Origin of the sequence: Thiospirillum jenense (assembly GCF_014145225.1) — a bacterium.
GTDB lineage: Bacteria > Pseudomonadota > Gammaproteobacteria > Chromatiales > Chromatiaceae > Thiospirillum > Thiospirillum jenense.
The window spans coordinates 33,420-56,875 of record NZ_JABVCQ010000017.1; the positions used below are offsets into that span (position 1 = coordinate 33,420).

The following is a 23,456-nucleotide window of genomic DNA, read 5'->3' on the forward strand; positions in this document are numbered from 1 at the left end:
AACTGTTTTATAATGACACTGTCAACATCTTCTGTCAACGCTATCGGAGTTATTTGCTGCTATGAGTAAGAATTGTCGCATTTGGTGGATTAATAGCGGATTGATTATGACATTTTTGTGGTTAAGCGGTGTCATTCAAGCCGCTGATTCACCGACTGTTTACCGTTGTGTGACGGTTGATGGCCGAATTGAATTCCGCCAATACCCATGTCATGGTGCTGATACGGCAACTCAAGTGGATGTTGAACGTAAATCATCTGGTTGGGTGCCGCCAACGCCCAATCAAACAAAAAAATATGATAATAAAAGTGACAAAACTGGGTCGCAGTCTAATCAATCAACGAACAAAAAACACTCAAAAAAAGCGTCAGATGAAACACAAATAGGACGGTCTGGTGAGAGTAAAAAATGTTGGAATAAACGGCAGCAAATTGAAGAGATCAATTGGAAATTACGGCAGGGCTATCAGGCGGATGAAGGGGTGAAATTGCGCCATCGTCGAAAGAATTATGAAACCTATGTGCGGGAGTTTTGCCAATAAGGGTGTCGGTAATTTTATTGAATTAAGTATTATAATTAATAATACGCCTTTAGGTCGAACGATGATTAATGTTAAATGAATCAATGCCCGACTGTGAATAAATAATTCACCGCCGGCGACACGCATGAGGGAGAAGTTCATTCGGTAAATCAGTGCGGTCATCACCAATCGCCCGCATTCCCGGCGGCGGTTGATGATGCCCACATGACCACGACATTGGACTTAGCGGACTATCAATAACAACCTGTGGGCGTAGCGTAAGCGTTTTATTTGCTACACTGGTATGCACATCGTGTCCGTATTGAATATGAATAGCGCCGTTGGCAACGGTCATGCCTTTAACATAATTCCCCAGTAATTTATTCGGTGCTGGAACGCCGGCCATTTGATTATCTATTGGAAAGCTGCCGCGTTCTTTATAAAAAGTTTGCACAGTGCTTTTGATGTCTTCAGCTAACATCAATCCCTCGGCAATCTGCGCACGAATAAGATATGGCATATAATTAGGTATTGCGATTGCGGCTAATGTTCCAATAATAGATACCACGACCATCAATTCAATCAGCGTAAACCCTTTGGATGAATTCATTGTTTGCTGCTCCATTAAATGTTGTTTTATACATCATTGCCGAGTCGGCTGCGTGGTGACTCATTCCGTCAGTAGTTGCCAGTTTTTAACGCTTAAATTATTTAAGTATATTACATTAAACCACTGATGCTAATTTAAATATTGGTAGATAGATTGCAATGATAAAACAAGCGATTGCGAACCCGAGTAATACGAATAAACTGTACGCAAGTAATTGATAACGGCGTTCTAGGTAACTATTTGATTGTAAAGCCAGTTGCCAATAATGTGATTCATCTGCCTCGGTGTTTAATTGTGTGGCAATGGTGAGGCTCTCGGCCAGATCACACAATAAGGCTGATGTTTCATTCAAATTCGTATAGCCTAATCCGTGTAAAACAATTGCTTGTGTTTGTTCGCCAGTGGCGCCCAGACTCCGTATGGTCAGATAACAGCGCAGGAATAGATCGCTTTCAAATTGCGTGACCCAATGTCCCACTATGGGTATCAAGTGAAAGCGTTTATGTGGACGCTGGTTTAATTGAATTAATTGGTTTAGCCAGCGATTCAAAACTAAAAATAGCGCAACCAAACTCCATACAAATACAATCAAAAAATACAGCATGTTATGATTAAACATGATTGTTGTCAGGCGCGGTAAATCCACGCCAAATCCTGAATATACATCAACAAATTGCGGCAAAATAATATACATAAAAAACAGCAACATAGCGGTTGCTACGGTGGTGGTGGCTGTAACAATTTCCAGATTTTTCCTAAAGATACGCACGGCAGGATTATACAAAATTGCCAATTCCCGCCGTAACATACCCAATGCAGTCGTGATGAGTATTGAATTGAGTTTTAATTCCGCGCTGCGGGTCGCCATCGAATTGAATACTGGACCCAATGCTTGCGCGGCTTTGTCATGTTCTGCCGATTGCCGAAATTGATTAACCGCTGTTATGCCAAATAGATGCGCCAGGCGTTGATCTGCATCGGTTTCATTCACACCCGCTTGGGCAAGATAATAGGATTGACGCGCTAGGCGTGATTGAGTGTGCGCATTGTCATTCATGGTATTCACCATTGCCTTGCTGGGTTAGAATAGCGTTTATTAATTAAAAAACTGGCACAAATTGCGCTATCCCCGTTGCCGAACGTCGCTATGATTTGCCGCATCTTGAATAATAAAATCGACAATCATGCCGGCAATATCTTTGCGCGTGACCTGTTCAATTCCCGCCAAGCCGGGCGATGAATTGACCTCCATCACGACCGGTCCCCGTGCTGCGCGCAGAATATCCACGCCCGCAATTTTTAATCCAACTAATCGCGCTGCACAAATAGCAGCCGCCCGTTCTTGCGGCGTAATGTGAATGAAACTGGCGCTGCCCCCGCGATGTAAATTGGAACGAAATTCACCCGCTTTTGCTTGCCGTTTTATTGCCGCTACGACGCGCTCACCAATGACAAAACAGCGAATATCCGCGCCCTGTGCATCGTGAATGTATTCCTGCACGAGGATATTCACTTTTAATCCCATAAACGCTTCAATCACGCTTTCAGCGGCTTGTTTGGTTTCCGCTAATACCACACCAATGCCTTGTGTACCTTCTAATAATTTAATCACTAATGGCGCGCCGCCGACCATTTTAATTAAATCATTTACATCATCCGGCGCGTGGGCAAAGCCGGTGATCGGTAAATCAATTCCCTGCCGTGATAATAATTGCAAACAGCGCAATTTATCCCGCGCTCGCGTAATGGCAATGGCGTCATTCGGTGTATAAACATTCATCATTTCTAATTGACGCAATACCGCCATGCCATAAAAGGTCACGGATGCACCAATACGCGGAATGACAATATCAAATTCGCCGAGCATTTGACCGCGATAATGAATAGACGGCGCGCTGGCGGTGATATTCATATAACAGCGTAAAACATCAATGACTTGGGCGCTATGTCCACGCGCTTTAATCGCTTCAACCAAGCGGCGCGTGGAATAGAGTTTGGGATTGCGCGAGAGAACAGCAAAGCGCAGCATAAATGATTAACGCCGACTGCCGCGCAGGGTGTCGAGAATTAACAAACCAACGCCAATGGTAATGGCGCTGTCGGCTAAATTGAATGCCGGCCAGTGCCAATTGGCGTAATAGATGTCAATAAAATCCACCACCGCGCCGCGCACAATGCGGTCTAATACATTGCCAATGGCGCCACCAATTAACAATGCTAATCCGGCGGCGGCGAGGCGTTGAGTCACAGTTAATTGCTTGAGCCACGCAATTAACACGCTGGTCACGAGTATGGCTAATCCAATAAAAAACCAGCGTTGCCAGCCGCCCGCTTCGGCTAAAAAACTGAATGCGGCGCCGGTATTATAAACCAGCGTTAAATTGAATAGCGGCATGACCGGCACCGGTTGGTGCAGCGGTAAGTTTAATTCGGCCAACCCTTTGGTGAGTTGATCTAAAACTAAAATGATGCCCGCCAACCACAGCCAGGGTTGAATACGCAAGCGTGATGATTGAAAGATGTTTTTCATTACGCAAACCGCCGCGTTTCGCCATTGCCGACCACGTTTTCAATACACCGCCCGCATAATTGCGGATGCTGTGGATCATTACCAACGTCCGGGCGTTGATGCCAACAGCGCACGCATTTCGGAGCAGAACTGGCATTGACCACGACGCGCAATTCGTCTAATTCAGTTGCCGCAGCAGTGGCCGGCGCATCAATGAACGGATGTAATCGCACGGCAGACACAATTAAAATAAACCGCAATTCATCCTCTAATTGTTGCAATTGCACAAGTAATGCCGGCGCGCAATACAACTCTAATTCTGCGGCTAAGGCGGCGCCAATGAAGTTTTGCCCCCGCGCCTGTTCTAATTGTTTGCCAACGGCGGTGCGCAGCGCCAGCACCTGTGACCAAAACTCGTGATTAAACAAAGTGTTATCATCCAGCGCCGCCAGGTCTGAATACCAGGTCGCGGTGAATACGGATGGTGAACGCTCGCCGGGGATGTATTGCCAAATCTCATCTGCGGTGAAACTCAGAATTGGCGCTAACCAGCGGCTCATCGCTTCAATGATGTGATAAATCACGGTTTGACACGAGCGCCGCGCTGCGCTATTGGCGGGCATGGTGTATTGGCGATCTTTAATGACATCCAAATAAAAACTGCCCAAATCCACCACGCAAAAGTTGTGCAATTTATGATAGATAACGTGGAATTGATACTCACGATAGGCGGCAATGATGTCGGCTTGCAATTGATGCGCACGATCTAATACCCAGCGATCCAGCGCTAATAACTGGTCAATTGGCAATTGATGCTCGGCGGGATTGAAATCGTGCAAATTGGCGAGTAAAAACCGCGCCGTGTTGCGAATACGCCGATACGCATCCGCCGTGCGTTTGAGGATTTCATCCGAGACATTCATTTCGGCGCGGTAATCAGTCGCCGCCACCCACAGCCGCAACACGTCCGCGCCGAGCGTTTTGGTCACATCCTGCGGACTAATCACGTTGCCGAGCGACTTGGACATTTTCCGCCCGTGCTGGTCAACGGTGAAGCCGTGCGTCAACACCTGCCGATACGGGGCGCGGCCGTGCATGGCGACGGCGGTCAGCAGCGACGATTGAAACCAGCCGCGATGTTGATCTGAGCCTTCGAGGTACAGGTCAGCCGGGCTGGTCAATTCAGCGCGGCGGGCGAGGACGCTGGCGTGGGTGACGCCGGAGTCAAACCACACATCGAGCGTGTCCTGCACCTTGACGTAGTGCGCGGCCTCGTCGGCGGGTAACAGATCGCTCGGTTGCAAATTAAACCACGCATCAATGCCTTGTAATTCAATGCGTTGCGCGACCTGTTCCAACAACTCGTCAGTGCGCGGATGCAGCGCGCCGCTGTCCTTGTGAACCAGTAACGCAATCGGCACGCCCCAGGTGCGCTGGCGACTGATGCACCAGTCGGGGCGGTGGCGGATCATGCCGTCAATGCGCGATTGTCCCCAGTCGGGCAGCCATGCAACCTGCTCAATTGCCGCGAGCGCGTCACGGCGTAGCCCGGCCTGTTCCATGCTGATAAACCACTGCGGCGTGGCGCGAAAAATGATCGGCGTTTTGTGCCGCCAGCAGTGCGGGTAACTGTGACGGAAGCGGCTGGCGAGTAATAAACGCCCGTGCGCTTTTAACACTTCGACTACGCGCTCGTTGACGGTGAACACATGTTCCCCGGCAAATAACGGCGTGCCGGGGATGAACCGCCCGTCGCCACCAACTGGGTTGTCCACTGGTAAGCCGTAGCGGTTGCCGACCAGATAATCGTCTAACCCGTGACCGGGGGCGATGTGGACGGCGCCGGTGCCGGCTTCGAGCGTGACGTATTCGCCCAAAATCAGCGGCACTTCGCGGTCATAAAACGGGTGTTGCAGTTTTAAACCGGCGAAGCTGGCGCCGCGGCCGTAGGCGATGACGCGGTAGTTGGTGATGCTCCAGCGATCCAGCGCCGTTTTGAGCAACCCTTCGGCAATCAACAGCCGCTCGTGGCCGTGATCGCCGTCCGCTTGCACGATGGCGTAGTCGAACTCGGGATTGAGCGCGACCGCGTGGTTGGCCGGCAGCGTCCAGGGCGTGGTCGTCCAAATCACCACCGACAACGGGCCGTCACCGTGACCGTCGGGGGCGGCGTGACAGCGGGCAAATAATGCCTCTTCTGATAACACCGGGAAGCGCACGTCAATGGCGATGGATTCTTTGTCGGCGTATTCAACTTCCGCCTCCGCCAGCGCCGAGCCGCAATCAATGCACCAGTGGACGGGTTTAAACCCCTGATGGATGTGTTGCTGCTGCAAAATCCGCCCGAGCGCCCGCACGATGTCGGCTTCGCAGGCGAAATCCATCGTTAAATACGGCTTTGCCCAGTCGCCCACCACGCCGAGGCGCTGGAAATCGGCGGATTGACTGGCAATTTGCGTGGTGGCGTAGGCGCGGCAGGCTTGACGGAATTGCGTGGGCGAAATCTTGCCGCCGGGCTTGCCGTGTTTTTTCTCGACCTGCAATTCAATTGGCAAGCCGTGACAATCCCAGCCGGGGACGTAGGGCGCATCTTCACCGTCGAGCGTGTGCGCTTTGACAATCACGTCCTTGAGAATTTTGTTGACGGCGTGACCGAGGTGGATCGCGCCGTTGGCGTAGGGCGGGCCGTCGTGGAGGATGAATTGCGGCGCGCCGTGCCGTGCTGCGCGGATGTGACTGTAGAGGTTAAGTGTTTGCCAGCGCTCTAAAATTTGCGGTTCGCGCTGCGGTAAATTGGCCTTCATGGCAAAGGCGGTTTGAGGCAGATTTAATGTGTGTTTGTACATGTGGCATCCCGATTGCTGAAGTGAAGATGCCGCATTTTAACTTTTTTCGCTGTTTTAATCTGGATTGTATTGAAGCGCGGGTGATCATCATTACTATTCGCCGCGTTATTTGCCGCTGGTTATTTCACCCTCCGACTGCGCAATCATCACCGCCCCGCAAGTATCACTCAATACATTGACCGCCGTGCGCAGCATATCCAGAATACGATCCACCGCTAAAATCAAGCCAATGCCTTCTAATGGTAAGCCAATGGCACCTAAAATAACGGCAATAGCGACTAGACTGGCGGCGGGAATACCGGCCACGCCAATTGAGGTTAATAACGCTAATAACACAATGGTGAATTGCGTGGCAAAAGTTAGCTCTAAACCATAGGCTTGGGCAATGAACAGCGCGGCGACGCATTCATACAACGCGGTGCCGTCCATATTCACCGTCGCGCCGAGCGGTAAAACAAAACTGCTAATGCGATTCGATACGCCGGCGTTCTTTTCAATACACTCCATTGTAACGGGCAGCGTTGCCGACGAGGAGGCGGTGGAAAAGGCGGTTAATAATGCGGCGCTCATGGCTGAATAATGCCGCACGGGATTGATCCGCCCGATGACAAATAACAACAGCGGTAGAATAATAAAAGCGTGAATTGCCAATCCTAATACAACGGTGATAAAAAACTGTGCCAGCGGCCAGAATACATCTAATCCGGTATTCATCACGGTTTTCGCCACCAGTGCGAATACGCCAATGGGGGCAAAACGCATAATAAGATGAGTGATGTGCAGCATAATATCGAACATGCCGCTGAAAAATAACCGCTGCGCTTGTGAATTGATGTCGGTTAATTTGTTAATAAAAAAACCGTAAAGTAAACTAAAGAAAATCAGCCCGAGCATTTGTCCTTCGGCGGCGGCGGCAATGATATTAGGCGGAATCATGCGCAGAAATACGTCAATCACATCGCCGCCGGTTTTATCACTCAATTGGGCGGCGATGGTGGCCGTGTCCGCATTTAAGCCAAATACCGTTGTTGGATCGCCAGTCACCACGCCGGGTTGAATGAGATTAGCCATGAACACGCCGACCACAATGGCAATTAAACTGGTCATGGTGTAATACGCAATGGTTTTACCGCCGAGCCGCCCCAATTGCTCGGCAGTTCCCAATCCCGACATGCCGACAATGATTGACGACATAATTAAAGGCACTATGACCATCTTGAGTGCATTCAAGAATAATGCGCCAATAAAATCAAATACCGATAGCAGAGTGATGCCGAATAATCCCGCGTCGCGTTCAATAAAAATCCCGACCAGGACGGCCAATGGTAAAGCAGCTAAAATTGGCGTTGATTTGTTAATGGTTAGCTCCTGATTTATCAAGATTACGTTCTTGGGCGGGCGCCCGCAATAAAACCGCCGCCCACAGGGTGCGCTTCATTGTTTTAATGTGTATCGGATAATGAATGACAATTGATTCTATACTTTTAGGCGTGGGGTAAGTGATCTATTGATCGTTCCCATGCGTCATTTCTAGTTATTTACGCCAAAACTGCGGTGTAAATAAAATGAGTAATGAAAATACCTCCAGTCGCCCGAGTAGCATGGTAAAGGTAAGTACCCAGATTTCATAATCAGTTAAGCTGCCGTAATTCGTCGCTGGTCCAACTTGACCCAACCCTGGCCCCGCGTTGTTAATACAGGCAATGACAGCGGTAAATGCCGAAATAAAATCTAATCCACCAAAAATGAGCATAAAAGTTAAAACAACAATGCTCATAAAATACAAAAAAATAAACCCCAAAATGGCAATCACGATGTTATTTGGAATTGGCGCACCACCCACGGTCACGGGTGACACTAATGTTGGATGTAACATGCGGGTTAATTCACGAGAACTTTGGCGGATTAGCACTAATGTGCGAATCATTTTAACGCCGCCACCGGTCGAGCCAGAACTGGCGGTGATTGAAGATAAAAAGAGTATCCAAAACGACACAAAAATTGGCCATTGTGCGTAATCAACACTGGCAAAACCACAGTCGGTTGCAATGGAGACTAAATTAAAACTAACGTGGCGTAATGCGGTTAAAAAGTGATGATAAGTATCAGTAAACCATAAATAACAGGTGCAGATTAAAATGCTCCAAATGAGTACAAATAAAACGCCGCGCACCTCGGCATCACGCCAATAGGCTTTTAACTTACGTTCGCGCCAGGCGGTGAAATGCGTCGCAAAATTCAGTGCCGCGAGTACCATAAAAACAATTAATATTGCTTCAATTAACGGTGAATTAAACGCACCAATACTGGCATCCCGCGTTGAAAAACCACCCAAACTTAATGCTGCAAACGCATGGCAAATCGCATCAAACCAGTTCATGCCAGCGAGGCGCAGCGCCAATAAACAGACCAGGGTTAATGCTAAATAAACAATCCATAATACGGTGGCGGTATCGGCAATGCGCGCAGTGAGTTTGGCATCTTTAATTGGCCCCGGTACCTCAGCGCGAAATAATTGCATTCCACCAACGCCGAGCATGGGTAAAATGGCGACTGCTAATACAATGATTCCCATACCGCCAAGCCAATTCAAAGTATGACGCCACAAGTTAATTGATGGTGCAACTTGATCCAAGCCTGACATGACGGTGGCGCCCGTCGTTGTTAATCCCGACATGGTTTCAAAAAAGGCGTCAGTGAAACTGAGTTGTTCATGCAACATCAATGGCACAGTGGCAATTGCTGAAATCAATATCCATGCAAGCGCGACTAAAATAAACCCGTCCCGCGCTTTTAATTCGGTGCGATGATGGCGCGTGGTTAAGGTTAAGACCGCGCTGGCAATTAAACATGCACCCAGGCTGGCGACAAAGGTAATGAGGGTACCATCACGATAAATGATCGCGGTGCTGATGGGCAATAGATAGGTGACGCTGAACACCATCAACAGGTGCCCGAGTACATTGGTGACTGACAAAATATTACGCATTAAAAAAACGCCAATCCGACTTGAAAATACCGCTCAATACTATTGACCAGACTTTTATTCGATAAAAATAAAATGATGTGATCTTCTGGTTCAATGACCGTGTCACGATGGACAATAATGACTTGTCCGCTGCGTGGCGTCTCGGGCGTGGCGTATTGTAATCCACGCACAATGGCGCCGACGCTGGCACCGGCGGGCAATTCTAATTCATCAATCCGCCGCCCAATGACACGCGAGGTCGCAGCATCACCATGCACAATGATTTCTAATGCTTCGGCCGCGCCGCGTCTTAAACTATGCACCGCCGCCACATCGCCCTGGCGGACATGCGCTAATAATGAACCAATGGAAATTTGCGCGGGTGAGATGGCAATGTCAATGCGATCTGCCTGTAATAAATCGGCATAGGCGTGGCGATTGATGAGCGCCAGCACCCGCCGGGCGCCGAGGTTTTTAGCTAATAACGCCGCCATGATGTTGTTTTCATCATCATCGGTTAAAGCTAAAAAGAAATCCATGTCATCAATGTTTTCCGCTGCTAATAAAGTCTCATCCGTTGCGTCACCGTGTAACACCAATGCGCTGCCTAATGTTGCGCCCAATTCCCGCGCCCGTTCTTCATTGATTTCAATGACCTTGACTTGATAACGCGCCTCGGCGGCCATGGTTAAACGTGAGCCAATATTGCCGCCGCCGGCAATCATTAACCGCCGCGTGGGGCGATCACGTTGGCGTAATTCACTCATCACTTGGCGAATGTCATGGGTGGCGGCTAAATAAAAGACTTCATTGCCGGCTTGAATACGGGTGTCGCCTTTGGGAATGATGGCTTGATTACCGCGATAAATGGCGGCAATGCGGGCGTCAAGATCGGGGCTGTGTTGGCGTAAATCAGAGACGGGATGACCGACTAATAACCCGCCTTCCACGGCGCGGGCGGCGACTAAACTCACCAGACCGCCGGCGAATTCTAATACCTGCAAGGCTTCGGGGAATTCAATTAACTTTAATAGATAATCGGTGACGATTTGTTCGGGGCAGATATTGAAATCTACCGCGAAGTTTTTTTGATCTAATAATTCGGGATGATCGCGGTAATCAGCCGAGCGCAGCCGCGCAATTTTGGTGGGAATTTTGAATAACGTCGCGGCGGTGCGGCAGGCGCACAAATTGGTTTGATCGCTTTGGGTGACGGCAATTAACAGGTCGGCATCTTCCGCGCCCGCCTGTTGCAGGGTGGAGGGTAACGCGGCGTTGCCCACGACGGTGCGCAGGTCGAGATGATCTTGCAGGTGGCGCAGGCGGCGGGTGTCGGTATCTACGACGGTGATCTCGTTGGCTTCGGAGACCAAACTTTCCGCAACGGAACTGCCGACTTGACCGGCACCTAAAATGATGATTTTCAAAGTAATGCTCGCAAAGGTGCGCGCAACTGCTGCGCCGGTTATGGGTTATTATCTAACGCAAAATACACATCCACCCGCAACCCGACCGGCAGTGGCGCGTTGGTTTCCAGATCAATCAAAACTTCGAGGACGCGGGTGTCCACATGCTCCTCGGGCAGTTCATTGCGCACCGCCTTCCGTCCCATGCGATTACCGATGCGGCTAACTTGCCCGCGAAAACTGCGCCCCGGGAAGGCATCAGCGCGGATGTCAACGGTTTGATTGGTGCGCACCAGCGCGATGTCGGCCTCGTCCACCTCCGCCCGCACCCGCAGCACCGAGGTATCGCCAATCACCACAATCGGCGTGTCACCCAACTCGCTGACCTGTTCGCCCGGGTGACGCAACTTGCGCAGCACCACGCCGTTGATCGGGCTGCGCACGAAGGATTTTTCAAACACCGCCCGCATTTCGTTCAAACGCGACTCCGCCACCGCCACTTCCGCCGCCGCCGCGGCCCGTTCATCGGCACGCGGCGGACTTTCCAGCAATTCGTGTTGCAACCGCGCACGGGTTAAACGGGCGGTGGCAACCTGATATTCACTGCGGGCGCGGTCTAAATCCTGCCGACTGCCCAGCCGCCGCTGTTCTAAACTCTGCTGGCGCGCCAATTCCAACTGCGCCAGCTCAACCACCGCTTTGGCTTCACCGACCTCAGCTTTGGCCTGATCGCGTTCCGCCTGACGGGCACCGTTTAACACGCGATCCAACTGCGCCCGCGCCGCCGCGAGCGCGGCTTGCGCAGTTTGCAACCGGGCAAAATGATCGGCATTTTCCAACGTCGCCAACACCTGCCCGATGACAATAGACTCGCCTTCTTCAACTGCCACGGTCGCCAAACGGCCGGTCATGGCGGCGGCAATGGACATTTCCTCCGAGCGCGGCTCAACGCGCCCAAGTGCTGCAACACGGGTGCGCGGAATGGCGGTGAGTTTGATCCCGGTGGATTGGGCGTGGAGTTGCTGCCCGGCGGGTTGCAACATCAGCCAAGTGGCCGTCGTGGCAAACCCCAGTACAAATATCAGCAGGTGACCCGGCCAGTGATGATGCGTCATGCGTGTTCTCTCGCGTCGGATTTCAAGCCATATTGCACGGGCGCGGCCACCAATTTACCGTCGGCAATCGTGACGAGGCGGTCGGACATGGGGCCGACGCGGGGATCGTGCGTGACCATCACGATAGCGCGCCCCTGTTCATGGGCGATGGTACGCAACAGTTCGACAACGGCCATGCCGTGTTTGGTATCCAGCGCGGCGGTGGGTTCGTCAGCTAATAAAATCCCCGGATCACCGGCCAGGGCACGGGCGATGGCGACGCGCTGTTTTTCACCGCCGGAGAGTTTAGCCGGGTAACTGTGGCGCCGATGCCCCAGCCCAACCTGTTCGAGCAGTGGCGCGGCTTCACGCGACGGGCGGCGCTTGAGTTCTAATGCTAATTGCACATTTTCCAGCGCGGTGAGGGCGGGGAAGAGATTGTAGCTTTGGAAAATAAAGCCCATCAAAGTTAATCGCAGGCGGGCGCGTTGCGTTTCAGATAAACCAGTGAGCGATTGGCCGCGTATTTGAACTTCGCCGAGTGTGGGCTGCAATAACCCGCCCAATACCATGAGGAGAGTGGTTTTGCCGCTGCCGGACGGTCCCATCATGGCGACGATTTCACCGGCGCCAATCTGTAAATTGACTGTGTCCAAAGCGCGGACGGCGGTGTCACCTTGACCGTAAATGATTGAAACATCAATGGCATGGAGTGCAGGTGGCGTTGACATAGCAGGGCAGGCGCGTGGTGAAAAGGCAAGCAGGTGCGGCGTCACGATAACCACAATGATGATACACCGCGCAACCGGTATTGGTGCTTAAAACAATTGGGTTTGATCGGTGATTTCAGCCCTCGGATTTTGAATGACGAGCGGGCGCGTACTAAATACGGGTAACGCGGATGCGCCGTGCCGGCAATTAAACTGGAATGATAAAATTAATGGAAAGCGTCAGTGATGCAGTTCAGATCATAACCGATTGATTCGTTAAGAAAGAAGGCGTTTTCAGGTTGGAGTCAATCAACCTGAAACTGATTAAAAGCAGTGAATATGCTAAAGCGGCGGCGCGGAAAATGTGATTCATCAAGCGCCGCCAGCAATTCTTACACTGGTTGTCAAGTGATCGCATGTTACGCCGTGCGTTAATAAATCAAGCAGTTAGCGACTGAAGCGGCCTAATGTGGTGATTTTTTTAAGGTGCATTCCGCTAGTGACAGCGGGCGCAAAGCTGCTATACTGCGCCTCCGATCACACAGCGCCCTTAGCTCAGTCGGTAGAGCATCTGACTTTTAATTAGGTGGTCGTGCGTTCAAGTCGCACAGGGCGCACCAATATAGCAACGGCTTAGGTCAAACGATCTGAGCCGTTTTTTTTGGGCAGTCATAAACCAGCACCGGGCGCGGCCGTGGTTGAAAAATCAATCTCAGCGGCGGCGTACCTGTCATGTCATTCCAACATTAATCATTAACTGCATTAAAACAATGCGCCACCAATTGTCAACAAACCTATCGCGTCTATTGATTAAATGACATGACATAGCTATTAAAACTCGTTACCCGAATTATTAACAGAGCAGATAACTTGGTTATTATCTGACACCCTTACTCTCACATAACGCTATACTCACGTTGCCCCCGCGCCAACCAATCGGCGTGGCGTGATGGGCTAATGTTTTATCGTAACCCTCTCTGTCGCCACGACATACCGCTAATTGTGGTTAAACGTGAGCGACATTTTCGCTAAAAATGCTCATGCTGGGATCCTGCATGTCGTCATCTGTCGCGCACCTGCTGAACAAATTCGACCTTCAACACCTCTTTGATGCACTCGCGGAAGGCGTCATCATCGCCGACCTCAACGGGTGCCTGCGGTTTTGCAACAAAACGGCGCAACATTTGCTAGAAAATTCGGCCTGCCAAGACGCAGTCACTCAGCCGAATGCCCCGCTGGTGGGTTTAGCGTTAGCCCTGACGCCAGATGGACTGCCACTCATCGCCGAAGATTTGCCGCTCGCCCGCGCCCTACGCGGTGAAATTATTCAGTCTATGCAACTGTATCCACACGGCAATCATATTCACACGCCGCAACCATTACTCATTTCAGCACACCCATTATTCGACAACGCCCAATGCTGTTGTGGTGCAATAATGACGCTCATACCAACATCAATACCGCAATTAACATTTAGCAGCGCGCCGCCAATAGATGTCAGTCACTTATTAGTCAAAGCAATTGAAGAACTCGACAATGGCATTTCAATTGCCGACGCCCGCGCTCCGGATATGCCAATTATTTATGCCAACCCCGGCTTTGCCCGATTAACTGGCTATACGATAGAAAACGTTATTGGCAAAAACTGCCGCTTTTTACACCGCAACGACGAAGATCAAATCGGGTTAGGACAATTACGCACCGCATTACGCGACGGGCGCAAAACCGAAGTGATATTACGCAATTATCGTCAAGATGGCAGCTTATTTTGGAATCGGTTAATGGTCGCACCATTACACGATGAATACGGTGGCATTAGTCATTTTTTTGGGATTCAACAAGACATTACCACCATGATTAATGCGCAAGAAGCATTGCGTAATGAACGCGACTTCATCCGCATGGCGCTGGAATCCATCCCCACCCTATTCATTATGATTGATGAACAGGCCAACTTATTAGCTTTTAATAACAAAGTCTGTGAAGTCAGCGGCTATGATACCCGCGATCTATACCACATGACATTACTCGACTTTTTCGCGGGTGAAGAGCGTGAACGCGCCCTGGTTGCTATTGCCGAAGGATTTGAAAAACGCGCTCCAGTTTCATTAGAACTACGTTTAATTACCCAAGCCGGCACCCGTGTACCAATTTATTACACGGCAGTGCGCCGTATTCACGACGGGCGGCCGGTGTTAATTGGCACTGGGCAAGATGTCAGCGAATATCGTAGCCTATTAGAATCGCTGCAACTGAGTGAAGAACGGTTAAGCCGTAGTCATGCATTCGCCAATATTGGTTTATGGGATTGGAATATCTTAGTCAATGAAGTCTATTGGTCAGACCGCATTCCAGAATTATTAGGATCAACCGAATCCCGCCTCGGCTTTAGCTTTGAAGATTTCTTTAACGCCGTCCATCCATTAGACCGTCTTCACTTACGCCAATGTTTAGATCGCTGCGTCGAAGGGCAAGATGTTTTAGATGAAGAATTTCGCGTTCAATGGCCAGATGGATCATTACGCTGGATGTTAGCACGCGGTAATGTCGTGCATAACATCGATGGCCGGCCCTTGCGTATGTTTGGTGTCGTGCAAGATATTACCGCATTAAAACATGCCGAATTCGTTGAAAAACGCGCCCGCCAACAAATCCAATCAATTATTGATTCATTATGGGCGTTAATTTGTGTTGTTGATGAACAAGGCGTGATTTTGTCATTAAATCGCTCGTGGCAACAATACGCCTATCGTTTTGGTGATGGCAGTCACCGCCTCACAATTGGCGGTAATTATTTACAATTGTGTGATAATTTAAGCACACAACATCATCGGACGGATATGACTACATTAGCGCAGGGTGTGCGCGATGTATTAGCAGGTCAATTGCGCGGCTTTGAAACCGAGATTCGCGTACCGCGTGCCGATAAAGAAGAAACCCATTTGGTGCGCATTACACCATTGCAGGGGGCGAATGAAAACCACCCCCGCGTTGTGATTAATCATCAAGATATTACCGCGAGTCGTCAAATTGAAGCCGATTTACGCCAAGCAAAAGAAGAAGCCGAACGTGCCAGTCAAGCCAAATCAGAATTCTTATCTTCCATGAGTCATGAATTGCGCACCCCCATGAATGCCGTGCTGGGATTTGCGCAATTATTAGAACATGACAGCGATCTCAATGCCGAACAAATCGAAAATGTTGAAGAGATTCTGCGCGCCGGTAAACATTTATTAGAATTAATCAATGAAATATTAGATTTGGCACGCATTGAATCCGGTAAAATTGAGCTATCGTTAGAGCCGATTTTATTATCCGAAATAGTCACAGAGTGTGTCACCCTATTAGCGCCGCTGGCACGGCAACAGAGCATTCAGATTTTGGCGAATATCACGAGTGATATTCACCTAATCTCTGACCGTATTCGCTTAAAGCAAGTGATTATTAACCTGCTGTCTAATGCGATTAAATATAATCGCCCAGCGGGTATTGTGCGGATTGATACCGTACCCGCAGGGGAATTAAACGCAATGACGCGCCTGCAAATTACCGACACCGGACTTGGGATTCCTGCTGTTCACATTGATGATTTATTCCAACCATTTGCCCGCCTGCGCCGCGATGAATATCAAGAAGGTACCGGTATTGGTTTGGCGGTGTGTCGGCGATTGGTTGAAGCAATGGGCGGGCGAATTGGCGTGGTTAGCCAGGTGAATGAAGGCAGCCAGTTCTGGATTGAATTACCCCGCGCTAATACGATGACCGCAGTCACAATAGATGTTGATTCAACTGAGTACGAAGCGATTGAGACACCGCCAATTAAATACCGCACAATTTTGCAAATTGAAGATAATTCAGCGAATCTTAAATTGGTCGAACGGTTATTAGCTCGCTATCCTGGCGTGCGTGGCTTGAGTGCGCAAACGGCGGCATTAGGAATTGACATTGCGCGCAATCAACAACCCGATTTAATTTTAATGGATATTAACATGCCGGGCATGGATGGTTATACAGCTTTGCGTATTTTGCACACGGATGCCGCCACGCAACACATTCCCGTTGTGGCATTAACGGCTAATGCAACAGCGCGTGATATTGAAAATGGGTTAGCGGCCGGCTTTGCGGCATATTTGACTAAACCATTTAACATTAAACAGTTGACCGATACCCTAGCGCATCTATTGGCAGATATTGATTTGTCAACGGATTAGACTAGAATGATGAAGCCGGCGGCGTATTATTAAATGGGCAAACTCATTAAAATACGTCACCATTGGCGGTGGCTCAACAAGCAACTTGACCCTACCGCGTTAATTCAGTAACCTAGCGCGTCTTTTCGCGCACGGGTTGCGCATAAATGATTTTGAGGATCAACAACATGTCGAAAATCTGTCAAGTGACGGGTAAGCGCCCACTCGTGGGTAATAACGTTTCTCATGCCAACAATAGAACTAAACGGCGGTTTTTACCAAATCTACATTACCATCGCTTTTGGGTTGAATCAGAACATCGCTGGGTGCGATTGCGGGTGACGACCAAAGGAATGCGCACCATTGATAAACTGGGAATTGATGCGGTGTTATCTGACTTGCGCACTCGCGGCGAAAGTTATTAGGAGAGCGATTCAGTTCAGTTGGTTTTTTTAACAAAAAACGGTTAACCCCGACGTGCATTTGTTATGGTTAACCACCGTCATTTTCAATGCGGAGCATTTTAATATGGCTAAGGCAGCACGCGACAAAATTCGATTGAATTCCAGTGCCGGTACTGGGCATTTTTATACCACCACGAAGAATAAACGCAATCAACCGGGCAAGATGGAAATTAAAAAGTATGACCCGGTGGCACGCAAACATGTCATGTATAAAGAAGGCAAGATTAAATAATGACGCTTGTCCAATTGATGTCACCAACTGGCAGTGGCGAATCGGCGATTTGGCGTTAATTATTCGTGTCATCAGCATCCACGCATTCCGAACGTGACCGGTTATTAGCAATCGCAGGGCTGTATCAAGCGGCTGCTTGTGTGCAAGCGATTGCCCGCCACGGCCGAATTGAAACTGCCCCAATGCAGCCGTGTATTTACAGTCTGTTTCAATTCGATCCAAGCGATGTTCCCGCCGTTTATGAATACGCGGCAGCGGTGCGCGGCGGGGCGCAACATTTACTCGATCAATTGGTCAGTTCCCCGCGTGATTTGGAATTGACTCGTTACGCCATCACGCTATTAAAACACGCGCAGCAATTATCCAAACGCCGCGATCTATTAACCCGCCTGCGCACCGAATTAGAACGCATTGCCGCCGTCTGTCAACATGAATCATCATTATTAGATGACACCTGTTTAGCGCAATTGGCCGCGCTCTACAGCGATACCGTTGGGCGATTAGAACCGCGCATTTTAATTCACGGTCAAGCGGTGTATTTGAAACAAACGGATAATCAACACGCCGTGCGGGCGCTATTATTAACTGGCGTGCGGGCAGCGATTTTGTGGTATCAACTCGGCGGGCGGCGCTGGCACATTATTTTTGCCCGGCGGCGTTTGTACGATGCAGCGCGGGCGTATTTAGCCGATACCGACACCGATCCCGCCGCGCCACCGCAATTGGATTGAACGCCGCTGCGCCTGCTGCACACTTCAGATTGGCATCTTGGACAAACGCTGCACGGCTTTGACCGCAGCGCCGAGCAGCAATTTTTCCTCACCTGGTTACTCGACCAACTGGTCGCGCAACGGATTGACGCGCTGCTCATCAGCGGTGACGTGTTCGATCAACCCAACCCGTCCGCCGAGGCGCAGCGGCAGTGGTATCAATTCCTCGCCACCGCCCGCCTGCAATTACCACGCCTTGACATCGTGGTGATTGCCGGTAATCACGATTCCGCCGCCCGCCTCGAAGCACCCGCCGCCGTGTTGCAACCGTTCGGCATCACCGTCGTTGGCACGGTCAAGTATGACGCGAGCGGGGCGCTGGACACGCAGCGGCTGGTGATCCCGCTGCATGACGCGCACGGGCGCTGCGCCGCGTGGTGTTTAGCCGTGCCATTTTTGCGTTTCAGTGATCTGCCACGTCGCGCCACTGCCACACCCGCGCCGCCGCCCGCCGCTGCCAACCCGACGTTATTTGATCCGCCCCACCGCGAGCTACCCGCAACGGATGCTGGCTATGTGCGCGGCGTGGCGGCGGTGTATCAACAGGTGACGGCGCGGGCGCAGGCGGTGCGGAAAGCCGATCACGCCCTGATCGCGCTGGGACATTGTCACATGTCAGGCGGGCAGGTGTCGGCGGATTCGGAGCGGCGCTTGGTGATTGGCGGGGCGGAGGCGTTGCCGGTAGAAATTTTTGACAAAACAATCAGTTACGCAGCACTCGGGCATTTGCATCGGGCGCAACTGGTTGGTCAACACGCGCACCGCCGTTATTGCGGCAGTCCATTGCCATTGTCATTTGCAGAAGTGAATTATCAACATCAGGTGCTGTGTATTGAATTAAACGGCGCGCAGGTTGACTCTATTCAACCTATTTACGTCCCGCGTCCAGTTCATTTATTGCGTATTCCCGCACAACCCGCCCCGCTCGCCACCGTGTTAATGCAATTGCGTGAATTGCAGTTGCCGCCGCAGCCAATTGATGCGCCGCCTTATTTGCAAGTGCGGGTTTTATTAACAGCGCCAGAACCGAGTTTGCGGGTGCAAATTGAAACGGCATTGCAGCATCAGCGGGTGCGATTAGCGCGAATTGAAACGACCTATGCCGCCAGCGCCGCGCCGGCCGTTGATAATTATCGTTCTTTGGATGAACTGGAGCGGTTATTGCCGCAAGATGTCTTCGCGCAATTATATCAAACGCGCTATGCCACGCAGCCGAGTGCGGAATTACTCAATACCTTTAACGAATTATTAGCCGAGGTCACGGCGGCGGATTTTAATTCAGCGGCGGAATAAAACTTTCTTAATTATTCCAATGCTGGCGCGTGGGAACGATCAATTAACCCTGGCACATGGGGAGGGGCAGGTAAGCGGGTTATTGAACTCATCGTGTTGCCAAACAGTTAATTAAGGAGTTGAGATGTTTGAATCAAGTATAAGCCAAGCAAGTGATTCCATGTATTTGGGTAATATCGCTGTTGTGGACGGGTTGGTGCGGCAATTCGTATCAGATGTGATGATGGCAGATGATATTGAAGTTATTTATCACGAAATTGATCGGCTGGGGCATATTTTTAGTGGTGATGATGCACAGTACACAGCGCCGAATGGGTGGCTGACTTTAGAACAATTGGGCGCTTTACTCATCACTATCTATCAGCTTGAGCAAGAACAAAGTTTATTCTTGATAGTTCGCTCTGCGCTCGCTAGTTTTGCGAGCGAGTTAATGGATCTACTGCCGCTATACGCAGATGATGAGCGTAAGCTGTATAGCAGCGTAGATCGCTCAGTTAAAAAACTGGTTTTTGCATTACTGGGCATTAGTTATGTGAATACAGTTAAATAACGGGTTTTATTCCATCGTGCGTACTGCTGCGTGTCCGGATGGGCAGTTATTAGTGCGAGCGCGGCGGGCGGGTGATATTGAGAAGTTGTGGGCAACAGCTGAGGTAATTATGACTAAAGGCTGTGATTATTTGTATCGCGCTTTTATTCCTGAACAAGAGGTGGCGGATGCAATTGCATTGTCAGTAGTGGGTATTGATTATCCTAACTTTAAGGAATCAGTGACCGATCATGCATTGCATCATGCTTATTACCGCGTGTGGCGGGCGCTGTCTGAAGTGCAGCATCCCGCGCCGTATTCGCTAGAATAAGCGGTCGTGACGTTTTTATTCACGCCTTCATTCACTTCACCAATCCGAAACTGCGCCGTTTCGGCGGTGACGCCATCCACCGTCTGTCGCACCTGTTGCGCTAATTCGGCCAATTCAGCACTAATGACCCGCGTTCCTAATACGCTTTGATTTGTCGCGTCAATTTGATGATTGATGTCATCCGTGACATGATCTTGCATAGTCATTGCCTGCTGCATGTGCGTAAAGCCTTGAGATAAATCGTGAATTTGCTGGGCAGCGGTGGACAATTCTTGTTCACTTTGATTAGATAACACGGACACCTGCTGCATCACACCAGTAGTGTCGTGCATAATGATTTCGGTGTGTTTAATATCGCGCACAAAGGTGGTTAAATTGCGATCAATGCTCTGGGTTAATTCAGCCGTTTTATTGGCTAATACCCGCACTTCATCCGCCACCACTGCAAACCCGCGTCCCTGTTCACCAGCGCGAGCGGCTTCAATGGCGGCATTGAGTGCTAATAAATTGGTCTGATCGGCAATGCGTTTAATGTGATTGAGTAATTCAACAATCGTATGCGATTGCGTCGCCACTGTGGTCATGCGTTCATTGCATTGTTGAATATGTTGCATCGCCGTATCACTCAAGGTGTGATTCTGCCGCGCCACCTGTTGACTGCGATCTACCGTATTCACCACGCCGTCGAGCGTTTGATTTACCTGTGTCACGGCGGTGGTTAATTGTTGGGTAGTCGTGCGCAATTGACTCGCGCCCTGACTAATCTGTTCTAAATGCGTGACCATTTGACCGCTATGCGTTAATAGGGTGCGGCTGCGTTGTAATAGTTGCTCGGCTTCGGTTGACAAAATAGTCATGCGCCGCATAATAGCGGCAACAATGGATTGCACCTTGCTGATGAATTGATTAAAGGCGGCGGCAATTAAACCCATTTCATCATGCCGTTTAATTGGCAGGCGGTGGGTTAAATCACCATCGCCCTGAGTTAAATCGGTTAAACTGTTTTGCAATCGCGCCAGCGGACGTTGAATGAAACGACGGAAGATGATTGCCAAGATTAATAAGGTTGGAATTAAAACGCCGAGCATGGCGCCAGCCATGCTCATTAACGTTTCATTGCGTTGGGCGGTGAATGGCAAGGGATCGAGGCGCACGCGCAAATAACCGCCGGCTTCGCCCTGCTGCCAATGGGTGTGACACACGATGCAGTCGGGCGTGACTGGTAGCGCGGCATAAAAATCGGCGCTGCCGGCGGTGATGACGGTTTCGCGCCGCGTGGCGTTGTCAAATTGCAGCGCCTCGGGCAGGGTGAAGTGACAATCCGCGCAAGTTTGGCGGGTGTCACGATAGGCGGCGATGTGCGCTTGGGCGGCGGGGGTGTCGGTGACGTCGCGCCAGTTCCAGTCACTGCGTTGATAGCGTCCGCGACTGCGCTGGTAAAGTGATTCGTTAATGTTATCAAGCAGTTGTCCATCGCGCTGGACGAATGGTAAGCCGACGCTGACCAGTCCTGAACGATAGACCAGGTGGCGAAAACGGGCGAATAATGCCACGTCCACCACGCCGTCGAGTTCGTTAAAATCGTCAATTGCGCGTTGAAAACTCTCGCGCTGCCCTTTGCTGATAGATTCGTGGGTGTTGCGCACCAGCATCGTCAACAAGTGGTCGCCATTTTGCTGGAGGCGTTGGTGAGATTGGCGGTCTAAATAAAACCACGCGGCGGTGAAAACGGCGGTGGCGACGCAGATGACGCCCAACAGCAGGGCGGTCACGGCGCGAAAGGCGATGGTGTGGCGCAGGTGATGCGTGGAATTGGACATGGTCACGGGGGGTGGCAAATTAACTGCCGATACCAAATGCGTGGCAAGGATACAACATTAACTGAATAGCAACTTTTTTACCAACGTACCATTCAGCGACAAGGTATAGTTATCAGAACTGCGCGGCGGTTTTACAGAGGGATTCTGCCTGGCGCAGCACCACATTTGCCACCAAGTCAAGCGAAATCGCCATCGCCGCGCCGCTCTGCTACCGTTCACATCAATCCCCTACCAACCGCGTTGGGTGGCGGATTTGCCAGCCCACCACTCGGAACTCACTGCATGAATGTTCATTCTCAAGCACCCGCCACCTCATCACCTGTTGCCATCACGCCACGCTCGGCGGCCGAAACGTCCATTATGGCGCCGGCGGATGTCGAGCGTACGCCAATTCTGTTAGCCATCGGCGGTCACGACCCCAGCGGTGGGGCGGGAATTCAAGCAGATACCGAAGCGGCCGCGGCCGCTGGCGTGCATTGTTGTACTGCGATCACTTGTATCACGGTGCAAAATACCTGTGGCTTGTGTCAACTCGTGCCGCAGCGGCCGGCGCAAGTGCGGGCGCAGTGTCAGGTGATTATGGATGACAGCCGGATCGGTGCCATTAAAGTGGGGCTAATTGGGAGTTCGCGGTTGATTCAAGTGTTGGGCGAATTGATTGACGCCTGCCCGGGGGTGCCGGTGGTGCTTGATCCGGTGTTAGCCGCCGGTAGTGGGCAGGTGACGGCGGATGCGGCGCTCATCAATCAGTTGCGCTTGCATCTGTTGCCGCGCTGTGAACTGGTCACGCCCAATGTGCCGGAGGCGTTGTTGATGTCAACCGTGACGCAATTTGAACGCGCCGCAGAGCGATTATTAGCATTTGGTTGTAAAGCGGTATTATTGACCGGTACGCACGATCACACGAGTGAGTTGGTTATCAATCGCCTGTACCGCCCCAATGAAGCGGTCGTGGCGTGGGAATGGCCGCGGCTGGCGGCGAGTTTTCACGGTTCCGGTTGTACGCTGGCCAGTGCGATTGCCGCACGATTAGCCAGCGGACAATCGTTGGTGGATGCCATTGAGGCGGCACAAATCTACGTTGCGGCGGCGCTGAACACGGCACGTCAAACCGGGCGCTGTCAAATGACGCCGCGGCGCGTTGGCTAATGCTGGCGGAAAGTG

At 50.8% G+C, this 23,456-nt stretch carries 20 protein-coding genes and 1 tRNA gene; 10 read left to right on the plus strand and 11 right to left on the minus strand.

The genetic code is table 11. The annotated features are described in order from the left end of the window. Positions 1-61 precede the first annotated feature (61 nt). Positions 62-541, plus strand: coding sequence for a hypothetical protein (locus HUK38_RS08915; RefSeq protein ID WP_182583984.1), 480 nt, complete (start codon positions 62-64; stop codon positions 539-541). A gap of 106 nt (positions 542-647) precedes the next feature. On the opposite strand, the gene HUK38_RS08920 is transcribed toward HUK38_RS08915, so the two are convergent. The 10 genes from HUK38_RS08920 to HUK38_RS08965 all read right to left on the minus strand — a co-directional run bounded on the left by HUK38_RS08920 (position 648) and on the right by HUK38_RS08965 (position 12,738). Further along, the gene (locus HUK38_RS08920; RefSeq protein ID WP_182583985.1) at positions 648-1,130 is read right to left on the minus strand and encodes a pilin; all 483 of its coding nucleotides are present in this window, start codon (positions 1,128-1,130) and stop codon (positions 648-650) included. Positions 1,131-1,245: 115 nt separating this feature from the next. After that, a complete protein-coding gene (locus HUK38_RS08925; protein ID WP_182583986.1) occupies positions 1,246-2,187 on the minus strand; it encodes a hypothetical protein in 942 nt (313 codons plus the stop codon). A 66-nt stretch (positions 2,188-2,253) separates the two neighbouring features. Continuing rightward, positions 2,254-3,156: a 30S ribosomal protein S6--L-glutamate ligase gene (gene rimK, locus HUK38_RS08930; protein WP_182584013.1), complete on the minus strand. Its 903-nt coding sequence runs from the start codon at positions 3,154-3,156 to the stop codon at positions 2,254-2,256. 9 nt (positions 3,157-3,165) lie between these two features. Continuing rightward, positions 3,166-3,660, minus strand: a complete 495-nt coding sequence (gene lspA, locus HUK38_RS08935) for a signal peptidase II (RefSeq protein ID WP_194374857.1) — start codon at positions 3,658-3,660, stop codon at positions 3,166-3,168. Continuing rightward, the gene (ileS, locus tag HUK38_RS08940; protein ID WP_182583987.1) at positions 3,660-6,485 is read right to left on the minus strand and encodes an isoleucine--tRNA ligase; all 2,826 of its coding nucleotides are present in this window, start codon (positions 6,483-6,485) and stop codon (positions 3,660-3,662) included. Before ileS ends, lspA begins: the two co-directional genes overlap by 1 nt. Before the next feature lie 105 nt (positions 6,486-6,590). After that, a complete protein-coding gene (locus HUK38_RS08945; protein WP_194374858.1) occupies positions 6,591-7,865 on the minus strand; it encodes a dicarboxylate/amino acid:cation symporter in 1,275 nt (424 codons plus the stop codon). A gap of 154 nt (positions 7,866-8,019) precedes the next feature. Then, on the minus strand, positions 8,020-9,474 hold the full coding sequence (locus HUK38_RS08950) for a TrkH family potassium uptake protein (protein WP_182583988.1): 1,455 nt from the start codon (positions 9,472-9,474) through the stop codon (positions 8,020-8,022). Next, entirely contained in the window at positions 9,474-10,880 is a 1,407-nt protein-coding gene (gene trkA, locus HUK38_RS08955; protein ID WP_182583989.1) for a Trk system potassium transporter TrkA, read from the minus strand. Before trkA ends, HUK38_RS08950 begins: the two co-directional genes overlap by 1 nt. A gap of 38 nt (positions 10,881-10,918) precedes the next feature. Next, on the minus strand, positions 10,919-11,974 hold the full coding sequence (locus HUK38_RS08960; RefSeq protein WP_182583990.1) for an HlyD family secretion protein: 1,056 nt from the start codon (positions 11,972-11,974) through the stop codon (positions 10,919-10,921). Further along, complete coding sequence (locus tag HUK38_RS08965; RefSeq protein WP_338065392.1) at positions 11,971-12,738, minus strand: ABC transporter ATP-binding protein; 768 nt, start codon at positions 12,736-12,738, stop codon at positions 11,971-11,973. The genes HUK38_RS08960 and HUK38_RS08965 overlap by 4 nt, the downstream gene beginning before the upstream one ends. Positions 12,739-13,207: 469 nt before the next feature. Here HUK38_RS08965 and HUK38_RS08970 point away from each other — a divergent pair. From HUK38_RS08970 to HUK38_RS09005, 8 genes are all read left to right on the plus strand, one after another. Next, positions 13,208-13,283: transfer RNA gene (locus tag HUK38_RS08970), tRNA-Lys, on the plus strand. Positions 13,284-13,718: 435 nt separating this feature from the next. Next, positions 13,719-16,874, plus strand: coding sequence for a PAS domain S-box protein (locus tag HUK38_RS08975; protein WP_182583992.1), 3,156 nt, complete (start codon positions 13,719-13,721; stop codon positions 16,872-16,874). A gap of 167 nt (positions 16,875-17,041) precedes the next feature. Continuing rightward, positions 17,042-17,278 carry a 50S ribosomal protein L28 gene (gene rpmB, locus HUK38_RS08980; RefSeq protein WP_182583993.1) on the plus strand — a complete coding sequence of 79 codons (237 nt, stop codon included), beginning with the start codon at positions 17,042-17,044 and terminating at the stop codon, positions 17,276-17,278. A gap of 103 nt (positions 17,279-17,381) precedes the next feature. Further along, positions 17,382-17,549, plus strand: a complete 168-nt coding sequence (rpmG, locus tag HUK38_RS08985) for a 50S ribosomal protein L33 (protein WP_182583994.1) — start codon at positions 17,382-17,384, stop codon at positions 17,547-17,549. Between the two features lie 65 nt (positions 17,550-17,614). Beyond that, positions 17,615-18,280, plus strand: a complete 666-nt coding sequence (hflD, locus tag HUK38_RS08990; RefSeq protein ID WP_182583995.1) for a high frequency lysogenization protein HflD — start codon at positions 17,615-17,617, stop codon at positions 18,278-18,280. 15 nt (positions 18,281-18,295) lie between these two features. Beyond that, positions 18,296-19,612 (plus strand): exonuclease SbcCD subunit D, encoded by a 1,317-nt coding sequence (locus HUK38_RS08995; protein WP_275285012.1) that lies wholly within the window; start codon positions 18,296-18,298, stop codon positions 19,610-19,612. A 124-nt stretch (positions 19,613-19,736) separates the two neighbouring features. Further along, on the plus strand, positions 19,737-20,162 hold the full coding sequence (locus HUK38_RS09000) for a hypothetical protein (RefSeq protein ID WP_182583996.1): 426 nt from the start codon (positions 19,737-19,739) through the stop codon (positions 20,160-20,162). Between the two features lie 16 nt (positions 20,163-20,178). Next, positions 20,179-20,472, plus strand: a complete 294-nt coding sequence (locus HUK38_RS09005) for a hypothetical protein (protein ID WP_182583997.1) — start codon at positions 20,179-20,181, stop codon at positions 20,470-20,472. On the opposite strand, the gene HUK38_RS15605 is transcribed toward HUK38_RS09005, so the two are convergent. Then, entirely contained in the window at positions 20,412-22,292 is a 1,881-nt protein-coding gene (locus HUK38_RS15605) for a methyl-accepting chemotaxis protein (protein ID WP_182583998.1), read from the minus strand. The two genes, HUK38_RS09005 and HUK38_RS15605, sit on opposite strands and share 61 nt — an antisense overlap. Positions 22,293-22,574: 282 nt before the next feature. On the opposite strand from HUK38_RS15605, the gene thiD reads away from it, so the two are divergent. Further along, positions 22,575-23,441 carry a bifunctional hydroxymethylpyrimidine kinase/phosphomethylpyrimidine kinase gene (gene thiD, locus HUK38_RS09015; RefSeq protein WP_238787554.1) on the plus strand — a complete coding sequence of 289 codons (867 nt, stop codon included), beginning with the start codon at positions 22,575-22,577 and terminating at the stop codon, positions 23,439-23,441. Positions 23,442-23,456: the final 15 nt, after the last annotated feature.